Genomic DNA, 22,717 nt, shown 5'->3' on the forward strand with positions numbered 1-22,717 from the left:
TCCCATGTCGTTCAGCCGCCCGCCGTTCACCGCCCTGCCCGATGCCGTCGGCGTCGGCTACAAGCCCAGCCATTTCGCGGCGATCGAGGCCGACCCCGGCCCCGTGCGCTGGTTCGAGGTTCACGCCGAGAACTACATGGGGGCAGGCGGACGCCCGCTGGCACAGTTGCGGGCGCTGGCCGAACGCTTCCCGATCTCGGTGCATGGTGTCGGTCTGTCGATCGGCGGAGAACGCCCGCTGGACACCGATCATCTGTCGCGCCTGAAGACGCTGCTGGGCTGGCTTGCCCCTGCGTCCTTTTCGGAACATCTGGCCTGGTCGACCCATGACAGCGGCTTTCTGAACGACCTGCTGCCGCTGCCCTATACCGCCGCCACGCTGGACCGGGTCTGCACCCATATCGATCAGGTTCAGGAGGCTCTGGGCCGCCGGATGCTGCTGGAAAACCCCTCGACCTACCTGGCGTTTTCTGAAACCGAGATGGCCGAGGTCGACTTCCTGCGCGAGATCGCGACCCGCACCGGCTGTGGCCTGCTGCTGGACGTGAACAACGTGTTCGTGTCGGCCACCAACCAGCAAACCGATCCCGTGTCCTATATCGACGCCTTCCCGCTGGATCTTGTGGGCGAAATTCATCTTGGCGGCCATGATGAGGATACAGATGATGCGGGCGCACTGTTGCTGATCGACAGCCACGGCGCCCCGGTGGTGGACCCGGTCTGGACGCTGTATGCCCATACCCTGCGCCGTGGCGGTCCACGCCCGACCCTGATCGAATGGGACACCGATGTGCCGGACTGGCCTGTGCTGGTGTCAGAGGCCCGCCGCGCGGCCGACCTGCTGGCACCTGTCCTGGTGCCCGCGCAATGACGCGCCTTTCGACCTTTGGAGAGGCCCTTCTGGACCCTGCGTCCCCGGTACCGGACGGTCTGACGGGCCCAGACGGCGCCCCTGCCGGCAAGCGATTCGACGTCTACCGCAACAACGTGGCGGTCAGCCTGACCGAAGCCTTGGAAACCGGATTTCCGGTCATCCGCAAGCTGGTCGGGGAAGACTTCTTCAAGGCCATGGTCGGCATCCACCTGCGGCAATCCCCCCCGCAAACGCCGCTTCTGATGACCTATGGCACCGCGTTTCCAACCTTCCTGGAAGCCTTCCCACCGGTGGCGCATCTGCCCTATCTGGCCGATGTGGCACGGCTGGAACTGGCCCTGCGCGAAGCCTATCACGCTGCAGACTGCACACCGCTCGACCCCGCGCGCCTGCAAGACCTTCCCACCGACGTGCTGATGACCACCGGCTTCATCATGGCCCCGGCGATGCGCGTGCTGTCTTCACCCTACCCGGTCCATGGCATCTGGCGCGCCAATACCCAGGCCTCCGCCCCGCCCCCGACCCCGCAGGCCGAGTCGGTGCTGATCTCGCGCCCCGGATTTGATCCCATGGTTGACCCGCTGACCCCCGGTGCCGCGTCCTTCTGCCAGGCCCTGCAAGCCGGCACCCGTTTCGGTGCCGCGCTGGACCAGGCCACCCGCACCGATCCCGACTTCGACCTGAGCGCCACGCTGGGCCTGCTTCTGACCCGTGGCGCGATCCATTCCCTGACCGAAAGCTGACCCCATGAAAACCCTTGTTTCCCTGTACAATTCCGTCTTCGGCCTGCTGGAACGCGCCACCGATGGCTGGCTGACCCCGACCCTTGCCCGGCTGGTCTTTGCCGGCACCCTTCTGGTCTACTATTGGGCGTCGGCGATGACCAAAATCGGCGATGGCATCTTCGGCTTCCTGTTTCCCTCGGCCGGGGCCTACATCCAGATCTTCCCCAAGGCGATGGAGGCCGCGGGCTATGACACCAGCCAATTGGGCTTTTTCCACTGGCTTGTCGTGCTCCTGGGCACCTATGCCGAGTTTCTGCTGCCGTTGATGATCGTCATCGGGCTGCTCACCCGCGCGGCGGCCCTTGGCATGATCGGCTTCGTCATCGTGCAAAGCTGGGTGGACATCACCGGGCACGGGCTGGCGGCCAAGGACATCGGGGCATGGTTCGACCGCGACCCGAGCAGCCTGATCGTCGATCAGCGGTCGTTCTGGATCTTCCTGCTTCTGGTTCTGGTGCTGAAAGGCGCTGGTCCCTTCGCCGCCGACCGTTTTGTCCTGAACCGTAAAGTCGAGGTCTGACCGGCATGGGTCGGTTGCCCGGTTTCCGGGCAGCCCAGTGCGCCGCACCAGGAACCATGGGAAAAATGGGCGGGGATGGAGCACTCCGGACTTGCCTTTTTGCCCCAACATGCTTGTTCAATAGGGACAGGGGGCGGTCCCGCCGCCCCCGTACACCACGGTCGATACGGTTTCGGCTGAAGACAAACGGCCCGCTCCGGCGGGGAGGACAAGGAGACACGCGATGCCCACAGGCACCGTGAAATGGTTCAACACCACAAAAGGTTATGGCTTCATCGCCCCTGACGACGGCGGCAAGGATGTGTTCGTACACATTTCAGCGGTCGAGCGCGCCGGGCTGACCGGCCTCGCCGACAATCAGAAGATTTCCTATGAATTGCGCGAAGGCCGCGACGGGCGGGCGTCGGCCTCGGAATTGTCGCTGGAAAGCTGACCCGGCTCAGACCGCATGAGACCAAGAAAACGGCCGCCATCGCGGCCGTTTTTTGCGTTTACAGCCGCAACCATTCGCCCAATTCGCAGACCGGCGCGGTGCTGCGCAGCGGTGTGCGGGCCACCACCGTCCAGTCGGCTGGATCGATGCGGGGAAAGAAGGTATCGGCATCCGGCACGTCGAGATCAACCTCGGTGATCATCAGCCGATGGGCCAGCGGCAGCATCGCCTGGTAGATCCCCGCACCGCCAATGCCATAGATCCGGTGATAGCCCGCCGCCGCGCAGGCGGTCATCGCGGCCTCGACACTGGTGCAGACCGCATCGGCACCGTCGATCTGCCCCCCCGAGACGACGCAGTTGAAGCGGCGTTTCAGCGGGCGGAACGGCAGGCTTTCCCAGGTCCGGCGGCCCATGATGATCGCCCCGCCCAGGGTTTCACGTTGGAACGCCTTCAGATCCTCGGGCGCATGCCACGGAATATCCCCGTCCCGCCCGATGGCGCCGTTTCTGGCCCGTGCAACGATCAGCGTCATCATGGTCAGACCGCCACCGGCGCGCGGATCACCGGCGCCGGATCGTAGTTCAGGAATTCGAAGTCCTCGTAGCGGAAGTCGAAGATCGACGGCACCTCGCGCGTGATCATCAGGGTCGGACGGGCGCGCGGGGTCCGCGACAACTGCTCGGCCACCTGTTCCATATGGTTGGAATAGATATGGGCATCTCCAATGGAATGGATGAACTCGCCGGGCTTGTAGCCGGTCACCTGCGCCAGCATCGCCAGCAGCAGCGCGTAAGAGGCGATGTTGAAGGGCACGCCCAGGAACATGTCCGCCGAGCGCTGATAGAGTTGCAGATGCATGGTGTCACCCTGCACCCGAACCTGCCACAGCGTGTGACAGGGCGGCAGCGCCATCACGTCGACCTCGCCGGGGTTCCACGCCGAGACGATCAGCCGGCGGCTGTCGGGGCTGGTGCGGATGGCCTCGACCAGCTTGGCGATCTGGTCCACCTCGCCGATGATCGGACCGGCGGAGCCGGTCTCGACCTTGGGGAAATGCCGCCACTGGTGGCCATAGACCGGGCCAAGGTCGCCGTTTTCATCCGCCCATTCGTCCCAGATGCGCACCCCGTTGTCTTTCAGGTAGCGGATGTTGGTATCGCCGGACAGGAACCACAGCAGTTCGTGCACGATCGACCGCAGGTGCAGCTTCTTGGTGGTGACCAGCGGAAATCCCGCGCGCAGATCATAGCGGCACTGCAGCCCGAAATACGACCGGGTGCCGGTGCCGGTGCGATCCGAGGAGTCGACACCCTTCTGCAGCACCGTTTGCAATGCGTTGAGATATTCCTGCACGTTTCCCTCCCTGCGGGCTGTCCTGCACCGGCGCGACTCGGGTGCCGGATGCCGTTTTCCGATGTGTACCCGTTCCACCCCGACCGGCAAAGCAGATCGCGGGCCCGGCAGAGGCGCCAGGGCATTTGCAACCGCCGCCGCTCCGCCTATGTTTGCGCCATCAACAACAGGGGATCCCGATGACGATCAAATACCTCCACACCATGGTGCGCGTGAAAGATCTTGAGGCGTCTATGGCCTTCTACCGCCTGCTGGGACTGGAAGAGACCCGACGCACGGACAGCGAAGGCGGACGTTTCACATTGGTCTTCATGGCGCCGCCGGATCAGCCGGACTGCCCGCTGGAACTGACTTATAACTGGGATGGGGACGAGGGATTGCCCTCGGACAGCCGCCATTTCGGGCACCTGGCCTATGCGGTCGACGACATCTATGCGACCTGCCAGCACCTGATGGACAACGGCGTGGTGATCAACCGTCCGCCGCGTGACGGGCACATGGCCTTTGTGCGGTCGCCGGACAACGTGTCGATCGAATTGCTTCAGAAGGGAAAATCTCTGCCCCCGCAGGAGCCTTGGGCGAGCATGGAGAACACCGGTCACTGGTGATCTGGATGCGCGCGGACCGTTCTGGTCCCTGGTTCGGGCGGCGTGTCGGCGCCCGGACGATGCTTAGTAGATGTAGCGGATCTGGTCGCTCCAGTACCGCTCGACCCGGCGCAGCGAGGTGTTGATCTGGGCCATGCCATCGGCACCCATTACCCCGTGGCTTTCCAGACCGTCGGCATGGCGCGCGAACAGATCCTGCATGATCGCCCGGATCTCGCGCCCCTTCTCGGTCAGTTTGACCCGCACCGAACGGCGGTCGATCTGACAGCGCTGGTGGTCCATGAACCCCATCTCGACCAGCTTCTTGAGATTGTAGGAGACATTGGAGCCCTGATAGTAGCCGCGGCTTTTCAATTCGCCTGCGGTGACCTCATTGTCGCCGATGTTGAACAACAGCAGCGCCTGCACCGCGTTGATCTCGATGATCCCGAGCCGTTCGAACTCATCCTTGATCACATCCAGCAGCAGCCGGTGCAGCCGTTCGACCAGCGACATGACATCCAGATAGCTGGACATCACCGACTGTTCCGCCTTTTCCCCGATACCTGGGTGAACACTCATCCTGAAAACCTCCGCCAATAAGCAACTGGCGAAAACATTCAGCGCATTTTCCCAAGATCACGTTAAACTGGGCGCGAACCGTGCGAGACTGCGGTCGATTGGCTGGCGGCGATGCGGGTCATCAGTTCCAGATACTCGGGCGGGGTCGGTTTCTGGCCGCTGATCCACTGGTACAGATCGTGATCGTTTTCCGACAGCAGCGCGTCATAGATCAACAGATCGGCCTCGTTCAGCCCTTCAAGCTCACGATCCGCGAAGCCACCCAGGATCAGGTCCATTTCCTTGATGCCCCGCCGCATCGAGCGCATCTTCATGCGCTTGATCCGGGCCTCTGCCGTTTCCGCCATCACTTGTCCTCTTTCAGCACCTGACGCAGGCGCTTTTCCAGCAGGCCCACGCGGTCAGCGCTACGCTGCATCTCGGATTTCAGCACCCGCATCTCGGTCAGGATCGCGGCCAGATCGTCCGAGATCGTGTCCTCGACGGCGGGGCCGTCCAGCCCTTCGCCCTCGGCCGTCAGCAGCCAGGTCAGCGACACGCCAAGGATGCCCGACAGCATCTGCAGCTTGTTGGCGCGCGGTTCCGAGAAGTCGTCTTCCCACTTGGCGACCGTGGTTTCCTTGACACCCAGCCGACGGGCCAGTTGCCCGCGACTCATGCCGGCGGCCTCCCGCGCGCCGGCCAGCCGGTCTCCGAAGGTCGAAGTTTCAGAACTGAACCATTCTTCGGGATTTTCAGCGCCGCTCATGTCCGTGGTCTCTTGATCCGTCATGCGGCGCACCCTAAGCATAGCCTACCCCCATGACAACCGGAGAGACCGATGAGCTTCCTGTCCGAAACCCTTGCCCGCGTGAAACCCAGCCCGACCATCGCGGTCACCACAAAGGCCGCGGAACTGCGCGCCGCCGGCAAGGACGTGATCGGCCTGGGCGCGGGCGAACCGGATTTCGACACGCCCCAGAACATCAAGGATGCCGCCGTCGCGGCAATCGCCGCGGGCAAGACCAAATACACCGCCCCCGATGGTATCCCCGAGCTGAAGCAGGCGATCTGCGCCAAGTTCAAGCGCGACAACGGGCTGGACTATGAACCGGCACAGGTCTCGGTCGGCACCGGCGGCAAGCAGATCCTGTACAACGCCCTGATGGCCACGCTGAACCCCGGCGACGAGGTGGTGATCCCCGCCCCCTATTGGGTCAGCTATCCCGACATGGTGCTGCTGGCCGGCGGAGAGCCGGTGATTGCCGAAGCCACCGCCGAGAATGCCTACAAGCTGACGCCCGAGGCGCTGGAGGCCGCGATCACGCCCAAGACCAAATGGCTGATCTTCAACTCGCCGTCGAACCCGTCGGGCGCGGCCTATTCGCGCGCCGAACTGAAAGGCCTGACCGATGTGCTGCTGCGCCATCCCCACGTCTGGGTGATGAGCGACGACATGTACGAACACCTCGTCTATGACGACTTCGACTTCTGCACCCCGGCCGAGGTCGAGCCGGCGCTGTACGACCGCACCCTGACCGTCAACGGCGTGTCCAAGGCCTATGCGATGACAGGGTGGCGGATCGGCTATGCGGCCGGCCCCAAGGAGCTGATCGGCGCGATGCGGAAGATCCAGTCGCAAAGCACCTCGAACCCCTGCTCGATCAGCCAATGGGCGGCGGTCGAAGCCCTGAACGGCACGCAGGATTTCATTCCGGTCAACAACCAGACCTTCAAACGCCGCCGCGACCTTGTGGTTTCGATGCTGAACGACTGCGAAGGCATCACCTGCCCGACCCCGGAAGGCGCCTTCTACGTCTACCCGTCGATTGCGGCGTGCATCGGCAAGACGTCGGGCGCAGGCACCGTCATCGAGAATGACGAAACCTTCGCCACGGCCCTGCTTGAGGAAACCGGCGTTGCCGTGGTCTTCGGCGCGGCCTTCGGCACCTCGCCCTGCTTCCGGGTCAGCTATGCCACCTCGGACGACGCGCTGACCGAGGCCTGCGGGCGGATCAAGTCGTTCTGCGCGGCACTGTCGTAAACGACCAGATCAGGCGGCCGGTGCCCTGCGCGCCGCCGCCACTTTCGGAACGATCCGGGTCCAGAACCGGCGCATCATCAGGATGCCCGCCGTGGTCAGACCCAGCGCCAGACCCAGCCAGATGCCGACCCCGCCAAAACCCATGTGGAAGCCCAGGAACCAGGCCACCGGCGCGCCAACGCCCCAATAGCTGACCGCCGCATAGATCATCGGCACCCGGGTATCCTGCACCCCGCGCAGCAACCCGAGGGCCATGACCTGCGCCGCATCGGTCACCTGGAAGATCGCGGCAGCCGCCAGAAGGCCGACACCGATGGCCACGATTGCGGGCAGTTGCGGATCATCGGGATCAAGGAACAGCCGGACCAGGGGTTCGGGCAGCGCCACGAGGACAATTACGGTGACAATCGCCACCGCCGCCGACAATGCCATTGCCGCCTTGGCCCCGCCGACCAGAAGAGCGGCGTCCTTGCGGCCATAGGCACGCCCGGCCCGCACCGTCGCCGCCTGTGCCAGGCCCAGATGCACCATGAAGGTGGCCGTGACGTATTGCATCGCAATGCCATGGGCGGCCAGGGCCTCGGCGCTGATCCAGCCCATCAGGACAGAGGCGAAGGAAAACAGCCCGGCCTCGGCCAGGCTGGTCAGCCCGATCGGTGCACCGATGCGAAACACCTGCCGCAGCGCCGCCCAATCGGGCCGCCAGAAGCGCACGAAGATCTCGCGCCGCCGCTCTTTCCAGCGCGCGTAGATGATCAGCAAGATGGCCGCCGCGACGTTCGCCCCGATAGAGGCCCAGGCCGCACCGCGCACCCCCATTTCGGGAAATCCGAAGGTGCCGAAGATCAGCAGATAGTTCATCACGGCGTTCACCGCCGCCGCCGCCAGCGTGACCCAGAGGACCACCTGCGTGCGCTCCAGCGCTGAAAGGTAACTGCGCAACAGCATGATCACCAGCGCCGGCACCATCATCCACAGGCCGATGGCAAAATACTGGTCGGCCAGCACCGCCACCTCGGGCACCTGCCCCAGCATGCCGAACAGATCCTGCACCATTACCAGCGGCGGCAGAACCACCACGCAGTACCCCATCGACGCCCAGAGCCCCATGCGGGTCACCCGGCGCACCTGGATGTCGTCGCCCTCTTCGGCGGCCGCGGCCACCAGGGGCATCACGCCCCAGGCAAACCCGGAGCCAAGGATCAGGAACACGAAGATGACCGAGGTTGCCACCACCAGCGCCGCAAGCTCGGTGATGCCGTACCAGCCCATCATCACCGTATCGGTGACATGGATCAGCAATTGACCCAACTGCCCGCCGATCAACGGCAGGCCAAGGGTCAGGGTCGCTTTCAGATGCGCGGAAAAGGTCAAGGGTCGGGACATCCCCGGCCCTTACTCCGATTGCCGTGCCCCCTCAAGGGCCGTGGGAGCGCGTGCTACTGCACTTCAACCAGCCGGAACATTGCACGGCTCAGGTTGCTCTGATGGAAGGATCGCAAGGACTTGGACTTTGGCATGATGCGGATGCCCACCGACAGGGAGTCGTATTTCTGCTGGCCGCGATAATCGTTGAAGGCCTCGGCATAGTCCAGGAACAGGCTGATCGGCGCGCCGTCAAAACGGTACTCCGTGCCAAAGCCGTAGACCGCGCCATCGGTATCGGCCAACGCCCCGGCCATCAGCAACCAGTTGTCATTGATATAAAAATCGCCGTCGACCTGACCGAACAACCCCGGTCCGTCCCGCCCCGGCACATCGTCGGAATCGGCGACAAACTGCATTCCAAACAGCCCGTGCCAGTCGATGGAGCGGCCGAAATGCTCGGCGCTGTAGGCCAGTTCTGTCGTCGTCGAAAAATCATCGTCGGACCGGATCCGCGCCCCGGCGGCATAGCGCTGCATGCCGACCCGCCGCCCGAACGCCAGTTCGAACCCGTTGAGGGCCGGATAGGGGCCATCGAAATCCTCGTTGCCCACGCCCAGTTCCAGCGCCGCCCGCATTCGTCCGTCGCCGCCCGCATCCCAACTGAGCGCCATGGCCAGCCGGGAAATGTCGTTGTCGGACTTGTCGGAATCGCCCGGTTGGGTGACCTCTTCGCGCGCCGCGTGGCTCAGCGCCGCGTCGAATTCGGCGTTCTGTGCATGGGCCGCCGAAATGCCCGCCAGGACGGCAAGAACCGTCCCAAAACCTACTGCTCGCATCGTGTTTTTCCCATGCGTTCGCCTCCCACATCTTGTGGCACGAGAGGCGAATCAACGCAAGTGAGGGCGCAGGAGTGATTGCCCTTCCCTGCCCGCTGCCTGTAGACTGGCCCGAAATACCAACAAAAGAGCAGTTCCATGGCCGATGACCTTCTGACCGGGGCGCAACCGTCGCCTGCCTATGACGCCGCCTCGATCGAGGTGCTGGAAGGGCTGGAGCCGGTGCGCAAACGGCCCGGCATGTACATCGGCGGCACCGATGAGCGCGCCCTGCACCATCTGGTGGCCGAGGTTCTGGACAACTCGATGGACGAGGCCGTCGCGGGCCACGCCAGCCGTATCGAGATCGAACTGCACGGCGATTGCTCGGTCACCATCAAGGACAACGGGCGTGGCATCCCGGTGGATCCGCATCCGAAATTCCCCGACAAATCCGCGCTGGAAGTGATCCTGTGCACCCTGCACGCGGGCGGCAAGTTCTCGGGCAAGGCCTATGAAACCTCGGGCGGTCTGCACGGCGTCGGCGTGTCGGTCGTCAACGCCCTGTCCGATCACGTCCGGGTCGAGGTCGCGCGCAACAAGACCGTCTACGCGCAGGAGTTTTCCCGCGGCATCCCACAAGGACCGGTGACCGAGGTCGGGCAGGCCCCCAACCGCCGTGGAACCTCGGTCACCTTCCATCCTGATGCCGAGATATTCGGTAAGTTAAGGTTAAAGCCCGCGCGATTGTTCAAGATGGCCCGCTCCAAGGCTTACCTTTACTCGGGCGTCGAGATCCGCTGGAAATCCCACATCGACGATGGCGAAACCCCGGCCGAGGCGGTGTTCCACTTCCCCGGCGGCCTGTCGGACTATCTGACCGAAACCCTGGGCAGCGCGGCCACCTATGCCGACCGCCCTTTCGCAGGGAAGGTGCAGTTCCAGGAACGTTTCGGCGTACCCGGCTTGGTCGAATGGGCAATCAACTGGACCCCGGCCCGCGACGGCTTCATCCAGTCCTACTGTAACACCGTCCCCACCCCCGAAGGCGGCACCCACGAGGCCGGCTTCTGGGCCGCGATCCTGAAGGGCATCCGCGCCTATGGCGAACTGGCCAGCAACCGCAAGGCCAAGGACATCACCCGCGAAGACCTGATCACCGGCGGCTGCGCGCTGGTGTCCTGTTTCATCAGCGAACCGGAATTCGTCGGTCAGACCAAGGATCGCCTCGCCACCACCGAGGCCGCCCGCCTGGTGGAAAACGCCGTGCGCGACCACTTCGACAACTGGCTGGCCGCCGACACGAAATCCGCCGGCGCAATCCTCGACTTCCTCGTGCTGCGCGCCGAGGAACGCCTGCGCCGCCGCCAGGAAAAGGAAACCGCCCGCAAATCCGCCACCAAGAAGCTGCGCCTGCCCGGCAAGCTGGTGGATTGCTCGGCCGCCAACCGCGCCGGCACCGAGTTGTTCATCGTCGAGGGCGATAGCGCCGGCGGCTCGGCCAAGATGGCGCGGGACCGCAAGACCCAGGCCCTGCTGCCCCTGCGTGGCAAGATCCTGAACGTGCTGGGCGCAGCTTCGTCGAAGATGACCCAGAACGCCGAGATCAACGACCTGTCGCAGGCACTGGGGGTCTCGATGGGCACCAAGTTCCGCGTCGACGACCTGCGCTATGAGAAGATCATCATCATGACCGATGCGGACGTCGACGGCGCCCATATCGCAGCACTGCTGATGACATTCTTCTTTTCCCAGATGCGCCCGCTGATCGACAACGGCCACCTCTACCTCGCCTGCCCGCCACTGTACCGGCTGACCCAAGGCGCCAAGCGCGTCTATTGCCTGGACGAGGTCGAGCGCGACGAATGGCTGGCCAAGGGACTGGGCGGCAAGGGCAAGATCGACGTCAGCCGCTTCAAGGGTCTGGGCGAGATGGACGCCAAGGATCTGAAAGACACCACCATGAACCCGGCCACCCGAAAACTGATCCGGGTGTCCGTGGACGACGACGAACCGGGTGAAACCGCCGATCTTGTCGAACGGCTGATGGGCAAGAAACCCGAAAAGCGGTTCGAGTACATCCAGGACAACGCGCGGTTTGTCGAGGAACTGGATGTTTGACCGACTGTAAGACAGACGGTATGCTCACATCGAAAAAAGTCGAGATTGCTTTGTCTTACGGTTGCAAGAACGTTATTAGAAGAAAGTTCGTCGCATCCTCAATGTTCGGATGTGTTTTGTTTTGTTGTATAGGGTCCGGTCCGGTCTACGCGGATCCGCTTTCGTGGAAGTCGGTTGGGTGGTGGGAGATCGACTTTTACCCTGATTCAAACGGCTGCGCGGCATTTGCATCATTTGACGGAGGCACGGCGTTTTCTATCGGCTTGATGAGAGTGGATGATGAGTTGCTATTTCATGTCAATCTCGTAAGCGAAAACTGGAAGTCGCTTGAAGAGGGAAAAGAATATCCGATAGATGTAAAATTTGGGAACGAAATACCTTGGAATCTTGACATGATTGGCACAAAAAGCGATCCGCTTTTTGGCATACATTTTCAAATAGATGCAATGTCTGAGTCCGCAGGGCTGTTTGTTGACGAGTTCATGAGAGAAATCAATATGTCGTGGAGTTTTGAGGGAAACAGTCTCGGCGTGTTCTCTCTGAAGGGGTCGGGTCTCGCATTCAAAGAAGTAGTTGAATGCCAAAAGTCGTACAACGACGCTGTTTCAAAGTCAGGAGATCCATTTGCGGGCACAGGCCGGGGCCAAGAACTCGATCCATTTCAGTAGAACCGAACGCTCTTAACCTGCGAGTTTCTATGCGCGCCTTCAACGACATCTACACCATCGCCGTCACCCGCAAGGGCTCGCCCGAGTCTGTGAAATACCAGGTCCACGGCCCCAAACCACCCGCCGAGATCGCGCAGATCCCCGAAGCCGACTGGCTGGCCGCCTTTTCCGGCGCAATCTTCTCCACCGGCCTGAACTGGCGCGTGGTGGAAAACAAATGGCCGGATATTCTGGCGGCCTACAAGGGCTTCGACGTGAACGCCTGCGCCATGATGGATGACGGCTGGTTCGATGAACTCATGTCCGACCCCCGCATCATCCGCAACGGCGCCAAGGTCACCTCGGTGCGCGACAACGCGGTGTTCCTGCAATCCCTGCGCGCGCAGGGCGGCGCCGGACAGGTCTTCGGCGAATGGCCCGCCACCGATTTCATCGGCCTGCTGGCGCTGATGAAAAAACACGGCGCCCGCATTGGTGGCACCACCGGCCAATACGCCCTGCGCAAGATGGGCGTCGACAGTTTCATCCTGTCCAAGGATGTGGTCGCCCGGCTGATCGCCGAAGGAGTGATCGACAAACCGCCCACCTCGAAAAAGGCCATGGCGGCGGTGCAGGAGGCCTTCAACACCTGGATGGCGCAATCCGGCCGCTCCCTGACCGAGGTCTGCCGCGTGCTGGCCCTGTCGGTCTGACGCCTTCACCCAAGCGTGATGAGGGGCTCGCAGGATCGGCGCTAGGGTGGGGCAAACAACAAGGATCCTCCCATGCGCCGCATCGCCCTCGCCCTTACCCTTCTCGCCAGCCCCGCCTTTGCCGACAGCATCGCCCCGCGTAACGGATGGGCCATCCACGCCAGCGCCAAGACCTATGACCAGATGATCGACGCGGTCAAAGCCGCCGCCGCCGAAAACCAGCTTGGCGTCGTCACCCAGGCCGGTCCCACCGGGGCCGCCAAGGCGCGCGGCATCACCATTCCCGGCAACCAGGTTATCGGGCTGTTCAACAACGTCTTCGCGGTGCGCATCCTTGGCCTGTCAACCGCAGCGATGATCGAAGCCCCGATCCGCGTCTATGTGACCGAGGAACCGGACGGCACGGCGCTGTTGTCCTACAAGACCCCCAGCCATGTCTTCGCCCCCTATCTTGACGAAGGCGGCACGGATCTGGCCGCCGCCGCCGCCGAACTGGACGCGCTGTTTGCCGGTGTCGCCGAACAGGCCCTGGCCGACTGACCCCCCATTGCCTGCCCCCGGCCCCTGTGCTTTGTGATCCCGGAAGGAGATCGCAATGCCCGAGATGTTCAAATACGCCGCCGTCATGTTCCTGGCCGGTCTCGGCATCCCGGTGCTGGCCGCGCTGAACGCCGGGCTGGGGCAGCGCATCGGATCGCCGATCTCCGCGGCCCTCGTGCTGTTCGGTGTCGCGCTTTCGGCCACAGCGCTTGTGGTGCTGCTCAGCGGCGCGCCCCGGGCGCCCGCGATCCTCACCGGCCACCCCTGGCCTCTCTATCTTGCCGGAACGCTGGTCGCCTTCTACGTGCTGACCATCACCTGGGCCGCGCCCCATTTCGGCGTCGGCAACGCGGTGTTCTTCGTGCTGCTGGGACAGCTCGTCTCTGCCGCCCTGATCGACCGGTTCGGGCTGCTGGGCGCGCCGATGACCGACCTCAGCCCATTGCGTCTGGCAGGCATCGCCACCATGGCCCTGGGCCTCGGCCTCGCCCTCAAGGGCTGACCCGCGCCCTTCTTCTTGGCAGAAATACTCCCGCCGAAGGCGGAAATCCGCGGCCGTCAGGCCGCCACCAATTGCCCGCCCTCCAGCCGCAACACGCGGTCCATGCGCGCCGCAAGATCCGGGTTATGGGTGGCCACCAGACCGGCCAGACCGGTATCCCGCGCCATGGCGACCATGACGTCGAACACCGTTTCCGCCGTGTCGGGATCAAGGTTGCCGGTGGGTTCATCCGCCAGCAACAGCCCCGGCGCGTTGGCCAGCGCCCGGCAGAAGGCCACGCGCTGCTGCTCGCCACCCGACAGGGCCGCGGGCCGATGCCCGGCCCGGGCGGTCAGCCCGACGCGCCCCAACAGATCTTCCGCCCGACGGGCGGCCTCTGCCTGCCCCACCCCATTGGCCAGTTGAGGCAGGACGATGTTTTCCAGCGCCGAGAATTCCGGCAGCAGGTGGTGAAACTGGTAAACGAAGCCCACCCGTTCGCGCCGCATCCGGGTACGCGCGCCATCGCGCAGCGCCCCGGTGTCGCGCCCGTCGATACTGACCCGGCCCGCGTCGGGACGGTCCAGCAGCCCCGCGATGTGCAGCAGCGTTGACTTGCCGGCCCCCGAGGGCGCCACCAGCGCCACCAGTTCCCCCGGCGCGATGCGCAGATCTACGCCGCGCAGAACCGAAACCTCGCCCGGCCGCCCCTTGTTGTAGACCCGCGTGATCCCGGTCAGCTCCAGCATCGGCTCAGCCATGACGCAGCGCCTCCACCGGGTTCATCCGCGCCGCACGTCGGGCCGGAAAGATCGTCACCACGAAGGACAGGAACAGCGATAGTCCCATGGCGGTCAGCACGTCGTCCAGATGCAGCTGCGCGGGCAAATAATAGATGCCCCGGATCGACGGATCCCAGACCCCGCCCCCCGACAGCCCGTTGACCAGCGCGAAGATCGGATCGATATAAATTGCGAAAAGACAGCCCAGCACCACGCCCGCCAGCGTGCCGATGACCCCGACCGAAGCGCCGCAGATGAAGAACACCCGCAGCACCGCGCCCTCGGTCAGCCCGATGGTGCGCAGGATGCCGATGTCGCCCTGCTTGTTCTTCACCAGCATGATCAGTCCCGACACGATGTTCATTGCCGCGATCAGCACCAGCACCGACAGCAGCACGAACATCACGTTGTCCTCGACCGCCAGCGCCCGCAGGAAAGCGCCCGAGGCATCCTGCCAGGTCTGGAACAGCCCGTCGTTGCCTGCCTCGCGCCACAGGTCCGGCATGACCCTGGCCACATCTTCGGGGTTGGCCAGCATGATCTCGATCTCGTCGGCCACCCCGTCACGGTTGAAGAACAACTGGGCCTCGGCAAAGGGCATGTAGACCCGCGTGGAATCAATGTCATAGCGGCCGGCGCTGAACACATGCACCACCTCGTAGACGCCGACACGCGGCGAAGTGCCGAAAGGCGTCTTGGCACCGTCAGGCGAGATCAGCTTGATCTGGTCGCCGGGCAGCAACCCCAGCATCCGCGCCACGCCCGCGCCGATGGACACGCCCTCGCCATAGCGGGCCAGGTCGCCCGTGCCCATCTCGGGATCGGCAATGCGCGGCAGGGCGGCCAGATCCTCGGCCGCCATCCCGTACACCTGCACCCCGGCGTTGCGGCCGCGCCCGCCGGCCAGAACCTGCCCCTTGACCAGCGGCGCCACGCGGGTGACGCCGGGAACGGCGCGCAGACGGTCGGCCACCTCAAGGTAATCGGGGATCAGCCGCTCGGGCTCGCCCGCGTCATTCAGCCGGGTGATGTTGTAGTAGGTGACATGGGCGTTGGCGCCCAGGATCGTATCCACGAATTCCGCCCGAAAGCCCGAGCGCACGGCCAGCGTGGCAATCAGGGCGAACACCGCCAGCGCGATGCCCACCAGCGAAATCCATGTCATCACGCTGACGCCACCTTCGGCCCGCCGCGCGCGCAGATAGCGCCAGGCGATCATCCATTCGAACCGGGAAAAGGGTGGTGTCTGGGCCATATACGTCTCTGCCTGTCTGCTCGCGCGGACCCTGAGCGAGCGCGCAGCAGAGGTCAAGCCGGGGCAGCACACCCGCCCCGCCATTGGAGCACAAGGTCATGAGGAAAGCAGAATGCTTGTCGTCGGCGCGCGCGCCGCGCGCGTCCAGGCCCAGCAGGTCGTCGATCTTCCAGATGTTGCGGATCGGGTTGACCGCGTCCTGACACAGCACCCCGGCCACCGCACCGATCAACAGTGCCTTGACCGGGCCGACGATGCCCCGGGCGGGGGGGGATGGCCGCAAGCCCCGCGATCGTGCCCGTTAGCTTCCCCACCAGCATGGACTTGCCGAACGTGATCCGCTCCCACCATGCACGGGAATGCATCAGTTTGCGAACACGCGGCGGTGAGGACCAGCCCCACCGCCGATGGGATCAGTCTTCGTCGCTCATCACGCCCCAGATGAACGCGCCAAGTGCGCCGCCAACCAGCGGCGCCACCCAGAACATCCAAAGCTGCTCCAGCGCCGGACCTTCGGCGAAGAAGGCCACACCAGTGGACCGGGCCGGGTTCACCGAGGTGTTGGTCACCGGGATCGAGATCAGGTGGATCAGGGTCAGCCCCAGCCCGATGGCAATGGGCGCAAAGCCCGCTGGCACCTTCGACGACGTGGCCCCCAGGATGATGATCAGGAAGGCCGCGGTCAGCACCACTTCGATGACCAGTGCGGACGTCAGCGAATAGCCCATGGGCGAGGCCTCGCCATAACCGTTTGAGGCAAACCCGCCAACCCCGGCGAAATCGGGCTGGCCCGAGACGATCAGGTAGAGCACCGCTGCTGCCGCCACCGAGCCCAGCGTCTGGGCGATCCAGTAAGGCGGCAGTTCCCTGAATTCAAACCGGCCAGCGACGGTCAGTCCCAGGGTGACGGCAGGGTTGAAATGCCCGCCCGAGATACCGCCCACCGCATAGGCCATGGTCAGCACGGTCAGGCCGAAGGCAAAGGCGACGCCCAGCCAGCCGATCCCCACATCGGGCACACCGGCGGCCAGCACGGCAGCGCCGCAGCCGCCGAACACCAGCCAGAAGGTGCCAATGAACTCCGCCATCAATCTGTTTGTCATGAAACGCTCCGCAGTTGGTCAAGTTGGTTAACCGCAGTCTGCAACAGGTCCGGCGCGGCGCAAGTGAATTCCGGCGGTAGGGGGCGCAAAAAACAGCAAAAAGGCACCGCGTATGATGCGCGATGCCTTTCGACTGCCAAACCGGCGCATGCCGTTCAGATATCGCGATAGATCTCGACGATCCGCGCCACCGCATCCTCGGCCGACATCTCGACGCTTTCGCCGGTCTTGCGCGAGGTCAGTTCGACCACGCCGTTCTTCAGGCCGCGCGGCCCGACGGTGATCCGCCACGGCAGGCCGATCAGGTCCATGGTGGCGAATTTCGCCCCGGCGCGTTCGTCGCGGTCGTCGTAGAGCGGCTCCAGCCCGGCCTTGGTCAGCGCGGCGTACAGGTCCGCGCAGGCCCCGTCGGTCGCCGCATCGCCCTGACGCAGGTTGACGATGCCGCAATGGAAGGGCGTCACGCCTTCGGGCCAGATGATGCCCTTGTCGTCATGGCTGGCCTCGATGATCGCGCCCAGCAGGCGGCTGACGCCGATGCCGTGGCTGCCCATGTGCACCGGGATCTGTTCCTGCTTGTCGTTGATGACGGTCGCGCCCAGAGCATCGGAATACTTGGTGCCGAAATAGAATATCTGCCCGACCTCGATGCCACGCGCCACGCGGCGGCGCTCTTCGGGGACCTGGTCGAACAGGGCTGCGTCATGGGTTTCGTCGGTGCGGGCATAGCGCGAGGTGAACTCGTCCAGTACGCCCTGGCACTGGGCCACGCTGTCATAGTCGATGTCGCGGTCGCCGAAGGTCAGATCGGTGACCTGGCTGTCATAGAACACCTCGGATTCACCGGTGTCGGCCAGCACAAGGAATTCATGGGTATAGTCGCCGCCGATGGGGCCGCCGTCGGCGCGCATCGGGATTGCCTGAAGGCCCATACGCTCGTAGGTGCGCAGATAGGCCACCAGATGCCGGTTGTAGGCGTGCAGCGCGTCTTCCTTGGTCAGGTCGAAGTTGTAGCCATCCTTCATCAGGAACTCGCGCCCCCGCATCACGCCAAAGCGTGGGCGGATCTCGTCGCGGAACTTCCACTGGATGTGATAGAGCGTCAGCGGCAGATCCTTGTAGCTTTTGACGTAGCTGCGGAAGATGTCGGTGACCAACTCTTCGTTGGTGGGACCATACAGCATGTCGCGGCCATGGCGGTCGGTGATGCGCAGCATCTCTTCGCCATAGTCGTCATAGCGGCCGGAATCGCGCCACAGGTCCGCCGATTGCAACGTCGGCATCAGCATCGGGATGTGACCCGCGCGGATCTGTTCCTCGTTCACGATCTGCTCGATCCGTTTCAGCACCCTGAAGCCCAGCGGCAGCCAGGAATAGATCCCGGCGCTGGCCTGCTTGATCATCCCGGCCCGCAACATCAGGCGGTGGCTGGCGATCTGCGCCTCGGCGGGGGTTTCCTTGAGGACCGGCAGGAAGTAGCGGGACAAGCGCATGTCGGGCACCTTTTCAACTAGCGTTTTGGCGTTCAAGACCGCTTAGGCCATCCCGGCAGGGCAGACAAGCGCGCCCTCACCCTCATACCCCCTGTGCGCCTGCGGCATGAATCCTTGCACCCGTCAGGGCCATGGGCGATGAAAGGGCGAACCGCAGGAGGAAGCATGGCCCTACCCGTCCAGACCCAGACCAAGATCTGGGGCATTGTCGCAGTGGTGTTTTTCGCGGTGCTCTGGGCGTTGGGCAACGTTCTGCTGCCCTTCCTGATCGGCAGTGCCATCGCCTATCTGCTGGATCCGCTGGCCGACCGGCTGGAGGCACGCGGCCTGTCACGCACGGCCGCCACGGCGGTGATTTCGGTCGGTTTCGCGCTGGTGGCTGCGGCAGGACTGCTGATCATCATTCCGGCGATGATCCGGCAGTTGATCGACCTGATCCAACTGGCCCCGGAACTGACGGCACAGGCGCGAACTTTCATAGAAACCCGGTTCCCGTCGATTGGCGAGCAGATCAGCCAGTTGCACGGCACGCTTCCCGGCATCGGCGAAACCGTCCGGGAACGCGGTGTGGAAGTCCTGACCAGCGTGCTGAGCGGTGCCATGAGCTTCGTCAACGTGGTGGTGCTGATCTTCGTGGTGCCGGTGGTCACGGTCTACATGCTGCTGGACTGGGACCGGATGGTGGCGCAGATCGACGCTCTGTTGCCCCGCGATCACGCCCCCACGCTGCGTCGTCTGGCTGGCGAAATGGATCGCACCATGGCCGGCTTCATCCGAGGTCAGGGCCTGGTCTGCCTGATCCAGGGCAGCTTCTATGCGGTGGCGCTGATGTTGGTGGGGCTGAACTTCGGCCTGCTGGTCGGCGTCTTTGCCGGGTTGATCTCGTTCATTCCTTTCGTGGGATCGTTGGTGGGCGGCGCGTTGTCCATCGGGCTGGCCTTGTTCCAGTTCTGGGATCAGCCGTTGATGATCCTGCTGGTGGCCGGAATTTTCGCCTTCGGGCAGGTGGTCGAGGGCAATTTCCTGACCCCGAAACTGGTCGGCGGCTCGGTCGGGCTGCATCCGGTCTGGCTGCTGCTGGCGCTGTCGATCTTCGGAACCTTGTTCGGCTTTACCGGGATGCTGGTGGCCGTGCCGATCTCGGCCATGATCGGGGTACTGGTGCGCTTCGCGGTCGAGCAGTACCGCTGTGGCCGACTGTACCTTGGGGTCGAAGCACGGGACGGGGCCAAGGCGCCCGCAGACCGGGATGATCCCGCCGCCGAATGACCGACACGCAGTTGCCCCTCGACCTGTCGCCGGACCCGCGCCTTGGCCGGGCCGAGTTTCTGCCCGCGCCGTCCAACGCGGCGGGCCTGTTCGCCGTGGACAACTGGCGGGACTGGCCCGAACAGCGGATGCTGCTGTGCGGGCCGCTGGGTGCCGGGCGCACCCATCTGGCGGCGATCTGGGCGCGCGACACCGGCGCCGCGATGCTGTCGGGCGCACGGCTGGAGACGCTGCCCGCCCCGGCACCGGCCTATGTGGTGGACGACGCCCATCTGGTGGCCGGGCATCCGGCGCGCGAAGAGATGCTGTTTCACCTGTTCAACCGGGCGGTCGCCGCCCGCGCGCCGCTGCTGCTGACCGCGCCCGACACCCCCGGCACCTGGGGCCTGGCGCTGCCCGATCTGCTCAGCCGGATGCTGACCCTGGCTGTCACCCGCATCGACGCGCCCGACGACACGTTGTTGCAAATGGCGCTGGTCAAGCTCTTTGATGATCGGCAGGTGCCGGTCACGCCCGAGACCATCACCTTCCTGACCCGGCGGCTCGATCGCTCGCTCAGCAACGCCGAACGGGTGGTCGAAGCCCTTGACCGCGCGTCCCTGAGCCGTCAAAAACGGATTTCCCGCGTGATGGCCGCGCAAGTGCTTGAGGATCCTGATGCGTTCCTCGCAGTCACCGGCCCGGATGCGGAGGACACCGACGCCCCCTGACCCAAGGATGCCCTGCCCCAGATGACCGCCGCCGATTTCCTGAACACGCCCCTCCCGGAACCTGTCGAGTTGCATGACACTGACCTGACCGGACCCGCGCGGTTCTTCAATCGCGAGTTGTCGTGGCTGGCTTTCAACTGGCGCGTGCTGGAAGAGGCGGAAAACCCCGCCGTGCCGCTGCTGGAACGAGTGCGCTTCGTGTCGATCTCGGCCAACAACCTGGACGAATTCTATACCGTGCGCGTGGCGGGCCTGCGCGAACTGGCCCGCGAAGGCCACACCACGCCCGCGGCCGACGGCCTGTTGCCGACCGAGCAACTGGCGCTGATCGACAAGAACGCCCGCGCCCTGATGCAATCGCAACAGCGGGTGTTCGCCCTTTTGCGCAAGGAAATGGAAGCCGAAGGCATCTTCCTGCTGACCCGCCGCAAGCTGACCGCCGCCGACAAGCGCCACCTGGAACAGGTGTTCCTCAGCCAGGTGTTCCCGGTGCTGTCGCCGCTGGCAGTGGACCCGGCGCATCCCTTCCCCTTCATCCCCAACACCGGGTTTTCGCTGGCGCTGATGCTGGAACGACGGTCCGACAAGAAACCGCTGCGCGCCCTGCTGCCGATCCCGCAGCAGATCGACCGGTTCGTGCCCCTGCCTGCCAAGCCCGGCCAGCTGCGCTATCTGCCGCTGGAAGAGCTTTTGCTGCTGCATCTGGACAGCCTGTTTCCCGGCTATGACCTGAAGGGCGAATGTTCGTTCCGGGTGCTGCGCGACAGCGATCTGGAGGTCGAGGAAGAGGCCGAGGATCTGGTCCGCGAGTTCGAGACCGCCTTGAAACGCCGCCGCCGGGGCGAGGTGATCCGGCTGAAGATCTCGACCAACGCACCGGGTGAGTTGACCCGCGTCATCACCGAACAGCTGCACGTCAGCGGCGACGAAGTGATCGAAACCCGCGGCATGATCGGCATCGTCGATGTCAAGGAACTGGTCACCGACGCGCGCCCCGATCTGCTGTGGCCCTCCTACACCCCGCGGGTGCCGGAACGGGTGCAGGATCACGACGGCGACATGTTCGCGGCGATCAAGCAGAAGGACATGCTGCTGCACCACCCCTATGAAACCTTCGACATGGTGGTGCGCTTCCTCAAGCAGGCGGCACAGGATCCCAACGTTCTGGCGATCAAGCAGACGTTGTACCGCACCTCGCACAACAGCCCGATTGTCGAGGCGCTGTGCGAAGCCGCCGAAGACGGCAAATCGGTCACCGCGCTGGTTGAACTGAAGGCCCGGTTCGACGAAGCCGCCAACATCCGCCAGTCGCGCCGGCTGGAACGTGCCGGCGCCCATGTGGTCTATGGGTTCGTCAACTACAAGACGCATGCCAAGATCAGCTCGGTGGTGCGGCGCGAGGGCGACAAGCTGGTCACCTATTCGCACTGGGGCACCGGCAACTATCACCCGATCACGGCGCGGATCTATACCGACCTGAGCTTCTTCACTTGCGACGAAGGGCTGGGACGCGACGCCACAAAGGTCTTCAATTACCTGTCGGGCTATGCCCCGCCCGTCGGGCTGGAAAACCTGTCGCTCAGCCCCAAGGACATGAAAGCCGACATCATCCAGATGCTGGAGGCCGAGGCCGACCACGCCCGCGCCGGACGCCCGGCCGAGGTCTGGGTGAAGATGAACTCGCTGATCGAACCGCAGGTCATCGACGCGCTGTACCGGGCCAGCCAGGCCGGGGTGAAGATCCTGTGCGTGATCCGCGGCATCTGCGGGCTGCGCCCCGGCGTGAAGGGATTGTCAGAGACCATCCGGGTGAAATCCATCGTCGGACGGTTTCTGGAACATTCGCGCATTGCCTGTTTCGGCAATGGCGGCGGCTTGCCATCGGAACAATCGCGGGTGTTCATCTCGTCCGCCGACTGGATGGGTCGCAACCTGAATCGCCGGGTCGAAACGCTGGTGGAGTGTCACAACAAGACGGTGAAGAAGCAGATCGTCGATCAGATCATGATCGCCAATCTGCACGACCAGTCCCAAAGCTGGGTGCTGAATCCCGATGGCAGCTTCACCCGCGTTCTGGATGACCAGCCGGAAAAGCTGTTCAACTGCCACCGGTTCTTCATGGAAAACCCATCGCTGTCCGGGCGCGGGTCTGCCGGGGCGGACGATGTGCCACGCCTGACCACGCGGCCCCTGCTGACTCACGAAAGTTGACGCGGAACATCTTGGCGGGCAAGGTCGCCTCCGCCGGGTTGTGGGAAAG

At 64.2% G+C, this 22,717-nt stretch carries 25 protein-coding genes and 1 pseudogene; 14 read left to right on the plus strand and 12 right to left on the minus strand.

Annotated features, from left to right (window positions below):
• The first annotated feature begins 4 nt into the window (after positions 1 to 4).
• The 4 genes from H8B03_RS14160 to H8B03_RS14175 all read left to right on the plus strand — a co-directional run bounded on the left by H8B03_RS14160 (position 5) and on the right by H8B03_RS14175 (position 2,612).
• Positions 5 to 871: a DUF692 domain-containing protein gene (locus H8B03_RS14160; protein WP_193142526.1), complete on the plus strand. Its 867-nt coding sequence runs from the start codon at positions 5 to 7 to the stop codon at positions 869 to 871.
• Positions 868 to 1,617 (plus strand): DUF2063 domain-containing protein, encoded by a 750-nt coding sequence (locus H8B03_RS14165; protein WP_193142527.1) that lies wholly within the window; start codon positions 868 to 870, stop codon positions 1,615 to 1,617. The genes H8B03_RS14160 and H8B03_RS14165 overlap by 4 nt, the downstream gene beginning before the upstream one ends.
• Before the next feature lie 4 nt (positions 1,618 to 1,621).
• A complete protein-coding gene (locus H8B03_RS14170; RefSeq protein ID WP_193142528.1) occupies positions 1,622 to 2,179 on the plus strand; it encodes a DoxX family protein in 558 nt (185 codons plus the stop codon).
• Between the two features lie 223 nt (positions 2,180 to 2,402).
• Entirely contained in the window at positions 2,403 to 2,612 is a 210-nt protein-coding gene (locus H8B03_RS14175) for a cold-shock protein (RefSeq protein ID WP_193142529.1), read from the plus strand.
• Between the two features lie 58 nt (positions 2,613 to 2,670).
• Here the strand turns inward: H8B03_RS14175 and H8B03_RS14180 are convergent, their stop codons facing one another.
• Complete coding sequence (locus H8B03_RS14180; protein WP_193142530.1) at positions 2,671 to 3,150, minus strand: dihydrofolate reductase; 480 nt, start codon at positions 3,148 to 3,150, stop codon at positions 2,671 to 2,673.
• Positions 3,151 to 3,152: 2 nt separating this feature from the next.
• Positions 3,153 to 3,968 (minus strand): thymidylate synthase, encoded by an 816-nt coding sequence (locus H8B03_RS14185; RefSeq protein ID WP_193142531.1) that lies wholly within the window; start codon positions 3,966 to 3,968, stop codon positions 3,153 to 3,155.
• A 179-nt stretch (positions 3,969 to 4,147) separates the two neighbouring features.
• On the opposite strand from H8B03_RS14185, the gene H8B03_RS14190 reads away from it, so the two are divergent.
• Positions 4,148 to 4,576 (plus strand): VOC family protein, encoded by a 429-nt coding sequence (locus H8B03_RS14190; protein ID WP_193142532.1) that lies wholly within the window; start codon positions 4,148 to 4,150, stop codon positions 4,574 to 4,576.
• Positions 4,577 to 4,639: 63 nt separating this feature from the next.
• Here the strand turns inward: H8B03_RS14190 and H8B03_RS14195 are convergent, their stop codons facing one another.
• From H8B03_RS14195 to H8B03_RS14205, 3 genes are all read right to left on the minus strand, one after another.
• Entirely contained in the window at positions 4,640 to 5,092 is a 453-nt protein-coding gene (locus H8B03_RS14195; protein WP_394355479.1) for a MarR family winged helix-turn-helix transcriptional regulator, read from the minus strand.
• A 107-nt stretch (positions 5,093 to 5,199) separates the two neighbouring features.
• Positions 5,200 to 5,484: a succinate dehydrogenase assembly factor 2 gene (locus H8B03_RS14200; RefSeq protein ID WP_193142534.1), complete on the minus strand. Its 285-nt coding sequence runs from the start codon at positions 5,482 to 5,484 to the stop codon at positions 5,200 to 5,202.
• Entirely contained in the window at positions 5,484 to 5,909 is a 426-nt protein-coding gene (locus tag H8B03_RS14205; protein WP_226925941.1) for a helix-turn-helix transcriptional regulator, read from the minus strand. The genes H8B03_RS14200 and H8B03_RS14205 overlap by 1 nt, the downstream gene beginning before the upstream one ends.
• A 48-nt stretch (positions 5,910 to 5,957) precedes the next feature.
• Here H8B03_RS14205 and H8B03_RS14210 point away from each other — a divergent pair, with 48 nt between their 5' ends.
• Positions 5,958 to 7,160: a pyridoxal phosphate-dependent aminotransferase gene (locus H8B03_RS14210; RefSeq protein ID WP_193142535.1), complete on the plus strand. Its 1,203-nt coding sequence runs from the start codon at positions 5,958 to 5,960 to the stop codon at positions 7,158 to 7,160.
• A 9-nt stretch (positions 7,161 to 7,169) separates the two neighbouring features.
• On the opposite strand, the gene H8B03_RS14215 is transcribed toward H8B03_RS14210, so the two are convergent.
• Both H8B03_RS14215 and H8B03_RS14220 read right to left on the minus strand, forming a co-directional pair.
• Positions 7,170 to 8,546, minus strand: coding sequence for an MATE family efflux transporter (locus H8B03_RS14215; protein WP_193142536.1), 1,377 nt, complete (start codon positions 8,544 to 8,546; stop codon positions 7,170 to 7,172).
• 53 nt (positions 8,547 to 8,599) lie between these two features.
• Positions 8,600 to 9,364, minus strand: a complete 765-nt coding sequence (locus H8B03_RS14220; RefSeq protein WP_193142537.1) for a hypothetical protein — start codon at positions 9,362 to 9,364, stop codon at positions 8,600 to 8,602.
• A gap of 138 nt (positions 9,365 to 9,502) precedes the next feature.
• Here H8B03_RS14220 and parE point away from each other — a divergent pair, with 138 nt between their 5' ends.
• From parE to H8B03_RS14245, 5 genes are all read left to right on the plus strand, one after another.
• A complete protein-coding gene (parE, locus tag H8B03_RS14225) occupies positions 9,503 to 11,464 on the plus strand; it encodes a DNA topoisomerase IV subunit B (protein ID WP_193142538.1) in 1,962 nt (653 codons plus the stop codon).
• Between the two features lie 20 nt (positions 11,465 to 11,484).
• Entirely contained in the window at positions 11,485 to 12,132 is a 648-nt protein-coding gene (locus H8B03_RS14230) for a hypothetical protein (protein WP_193142539.1), read from the plus strand.
• A 29-nt stretch (positions 12,133 to 12,161) separates the two neighbouring features.
• Positions 12,162 to 12,824, plus strand: a complete 663-nt coding sequence (locus H8B03_RS14235; RefSeq protein WP_193142540.1) for a DNA-3-methyladenine glycosylase I — start codon at positions 12,162 to 12,164, stop codon at positions 12,822 to 12,824.
• 72 nt (positions 12,825 to 12,896) lie between these two features.
• Complete coding sequence (locus H8B03_RS14240; RefSeq protein ID WP_193142541.1) at positions 12,897 to 13,364, plus strand: DUF302 domain-containing protein; 468 nt, start codon at positions 12,897 to 12,899, stop codon at positions 13,362 to 13,364.
• Positions 13,365 to 13,428: 64 nt separating this feature from the next.
• Positions 13,429 to 13,866: a DMT family transporter gene (locus H8B03_RS14245; RefSeq protein WP_193142652.1), complete on the plus strand. Its 438-nt coding sequence runs from the start codon at positions 13,429 to 13,431 to the stop codon at positions 13,864 to 13,866.
• Positions 13,867 to 13,922: 56 nt separating this feature from the next.
• Here H8B03_RS14245 and H8B03_RS14250 read toward each other — a convergent pair whose 3' ends face one another.
• From H8B03_RS14250 to proS, 5 genes and pseudogenes are all read right to left on the minus strand, one after another.
• Positions 13,923 to 14,606, minus strand: a complete 684-nt coding sequence (locus H8B03_RS14250) for an ABC transporter ATP-binding protein (RefSeq protein WP_193142542.1) — start codon at positions 14,604 to 14,606, stop codon at positions 13,923 to 13,925.
• Positions 14,599 to 15,882 (minus strand): ABC transporter permease, encoded by a 1,284-nt coding sequence (locus H8B03_RS14255; protein ID WP_193142543.1) that lies wholly within the window; start codon positions 15,880 to 15,882, stop codon positions 14,599 to 14,601. The genes H8B03_RS14250 and H8B03_RS14255 overlap by 8 nt, the downstream gene beginning before the upstream one ends.
• A 139-nt stretch (positions 15,883 to 16,021) precedes the next feature.
• Positions 16,022 to 16,235: pseudogene (locus H8B03_RS19005) on the minus strand (ammonia channel protein); the annotation flags it as partial.
• A gap of 60 nt (positions 16,236 to 16,295) precedes the next feature.
• Positions 16,296 to 16,985, minus strand: a complete 690-nt coding sequence (gene aqpZ, locus H8B03_RS14260) for an aquaporin Z (RefSeq protein WP_193142544.1) — start codon at positions 16,983 to 16,985, stop codon at positions 16,296 to 16,298.
• Between the two features lie 155 nt (positions 16,986 to 17,140).
• The gene (gene proS / locus H8B03_RS14265; protein WP_193142545.1) at positions 17,141 to 18,478 is read right to left on the minus strand and encodes a proline--tRNA ligase; all 1,338 of its coding nucleotides are present in this window, start codon (positions 18,476 to 18,478) and stop codon (positions 17,141 to 17,143) included.
• Between the two features lie 165 nt (positions 18,479 to 18,643).
• Between proS and H8B03_RS14270 the strand changes: the two genes are divergently transcribed.
• The 3 genes from H8B03_RS14270 to H8B03_RS14280 are packed head-to-tail and all read left to right on the plus strand — an operon-like array spanning position 18,644 to position 22,668.
• Positions 18,644 to 19,747 carry an AI-2E family transporter gene (locus H8B03_RS14270; RefSeq protein WP_193142546.1) on the plus strand — a complete coding sequence of 368 codons (1,104 nt, stop codon included), beginning with the start codon at positions 18,644 to 18,646 and terminating at the stop codon, positions 19,745 to 19,747.
• A complete protein-coding gene (locus tag H8B03_RS14275; protein WP_193142547.1) occupies positions 19,744 to 20,457 on the plus strand; it encodes a DnaA ATPase domain-containing protein in 714 nt (237 codons plus the stop codon). Before H8B03_RS14270 ends, H8B03_RS14275 begins: the two co-directional genes overlap by 4 nt.
• Positions 20,458 to 20,478: 21 nt before the next feature.
• Entirely contained in the window at positions 20,479 to 22,668 is a 2,190-nt protein-coding gene (locus H8B03_RS14280; RefSeq protein WP_193142548.1) for an RNA degradosome polyphosphate kinase, read from the plus strand.
• Positions 22,669 to 22,717: the final 49 nt, after the last annotated feature.

The organism is Meridianimarinicoccus sp. MJW13, assembly GCF_014901205.1.
Lineage (GTDB): Bacteria > Pseudomonadota > Alphaproteobacteria > Rhodobacterales > Rhodobacteraceae > Meridianimarinicoccus.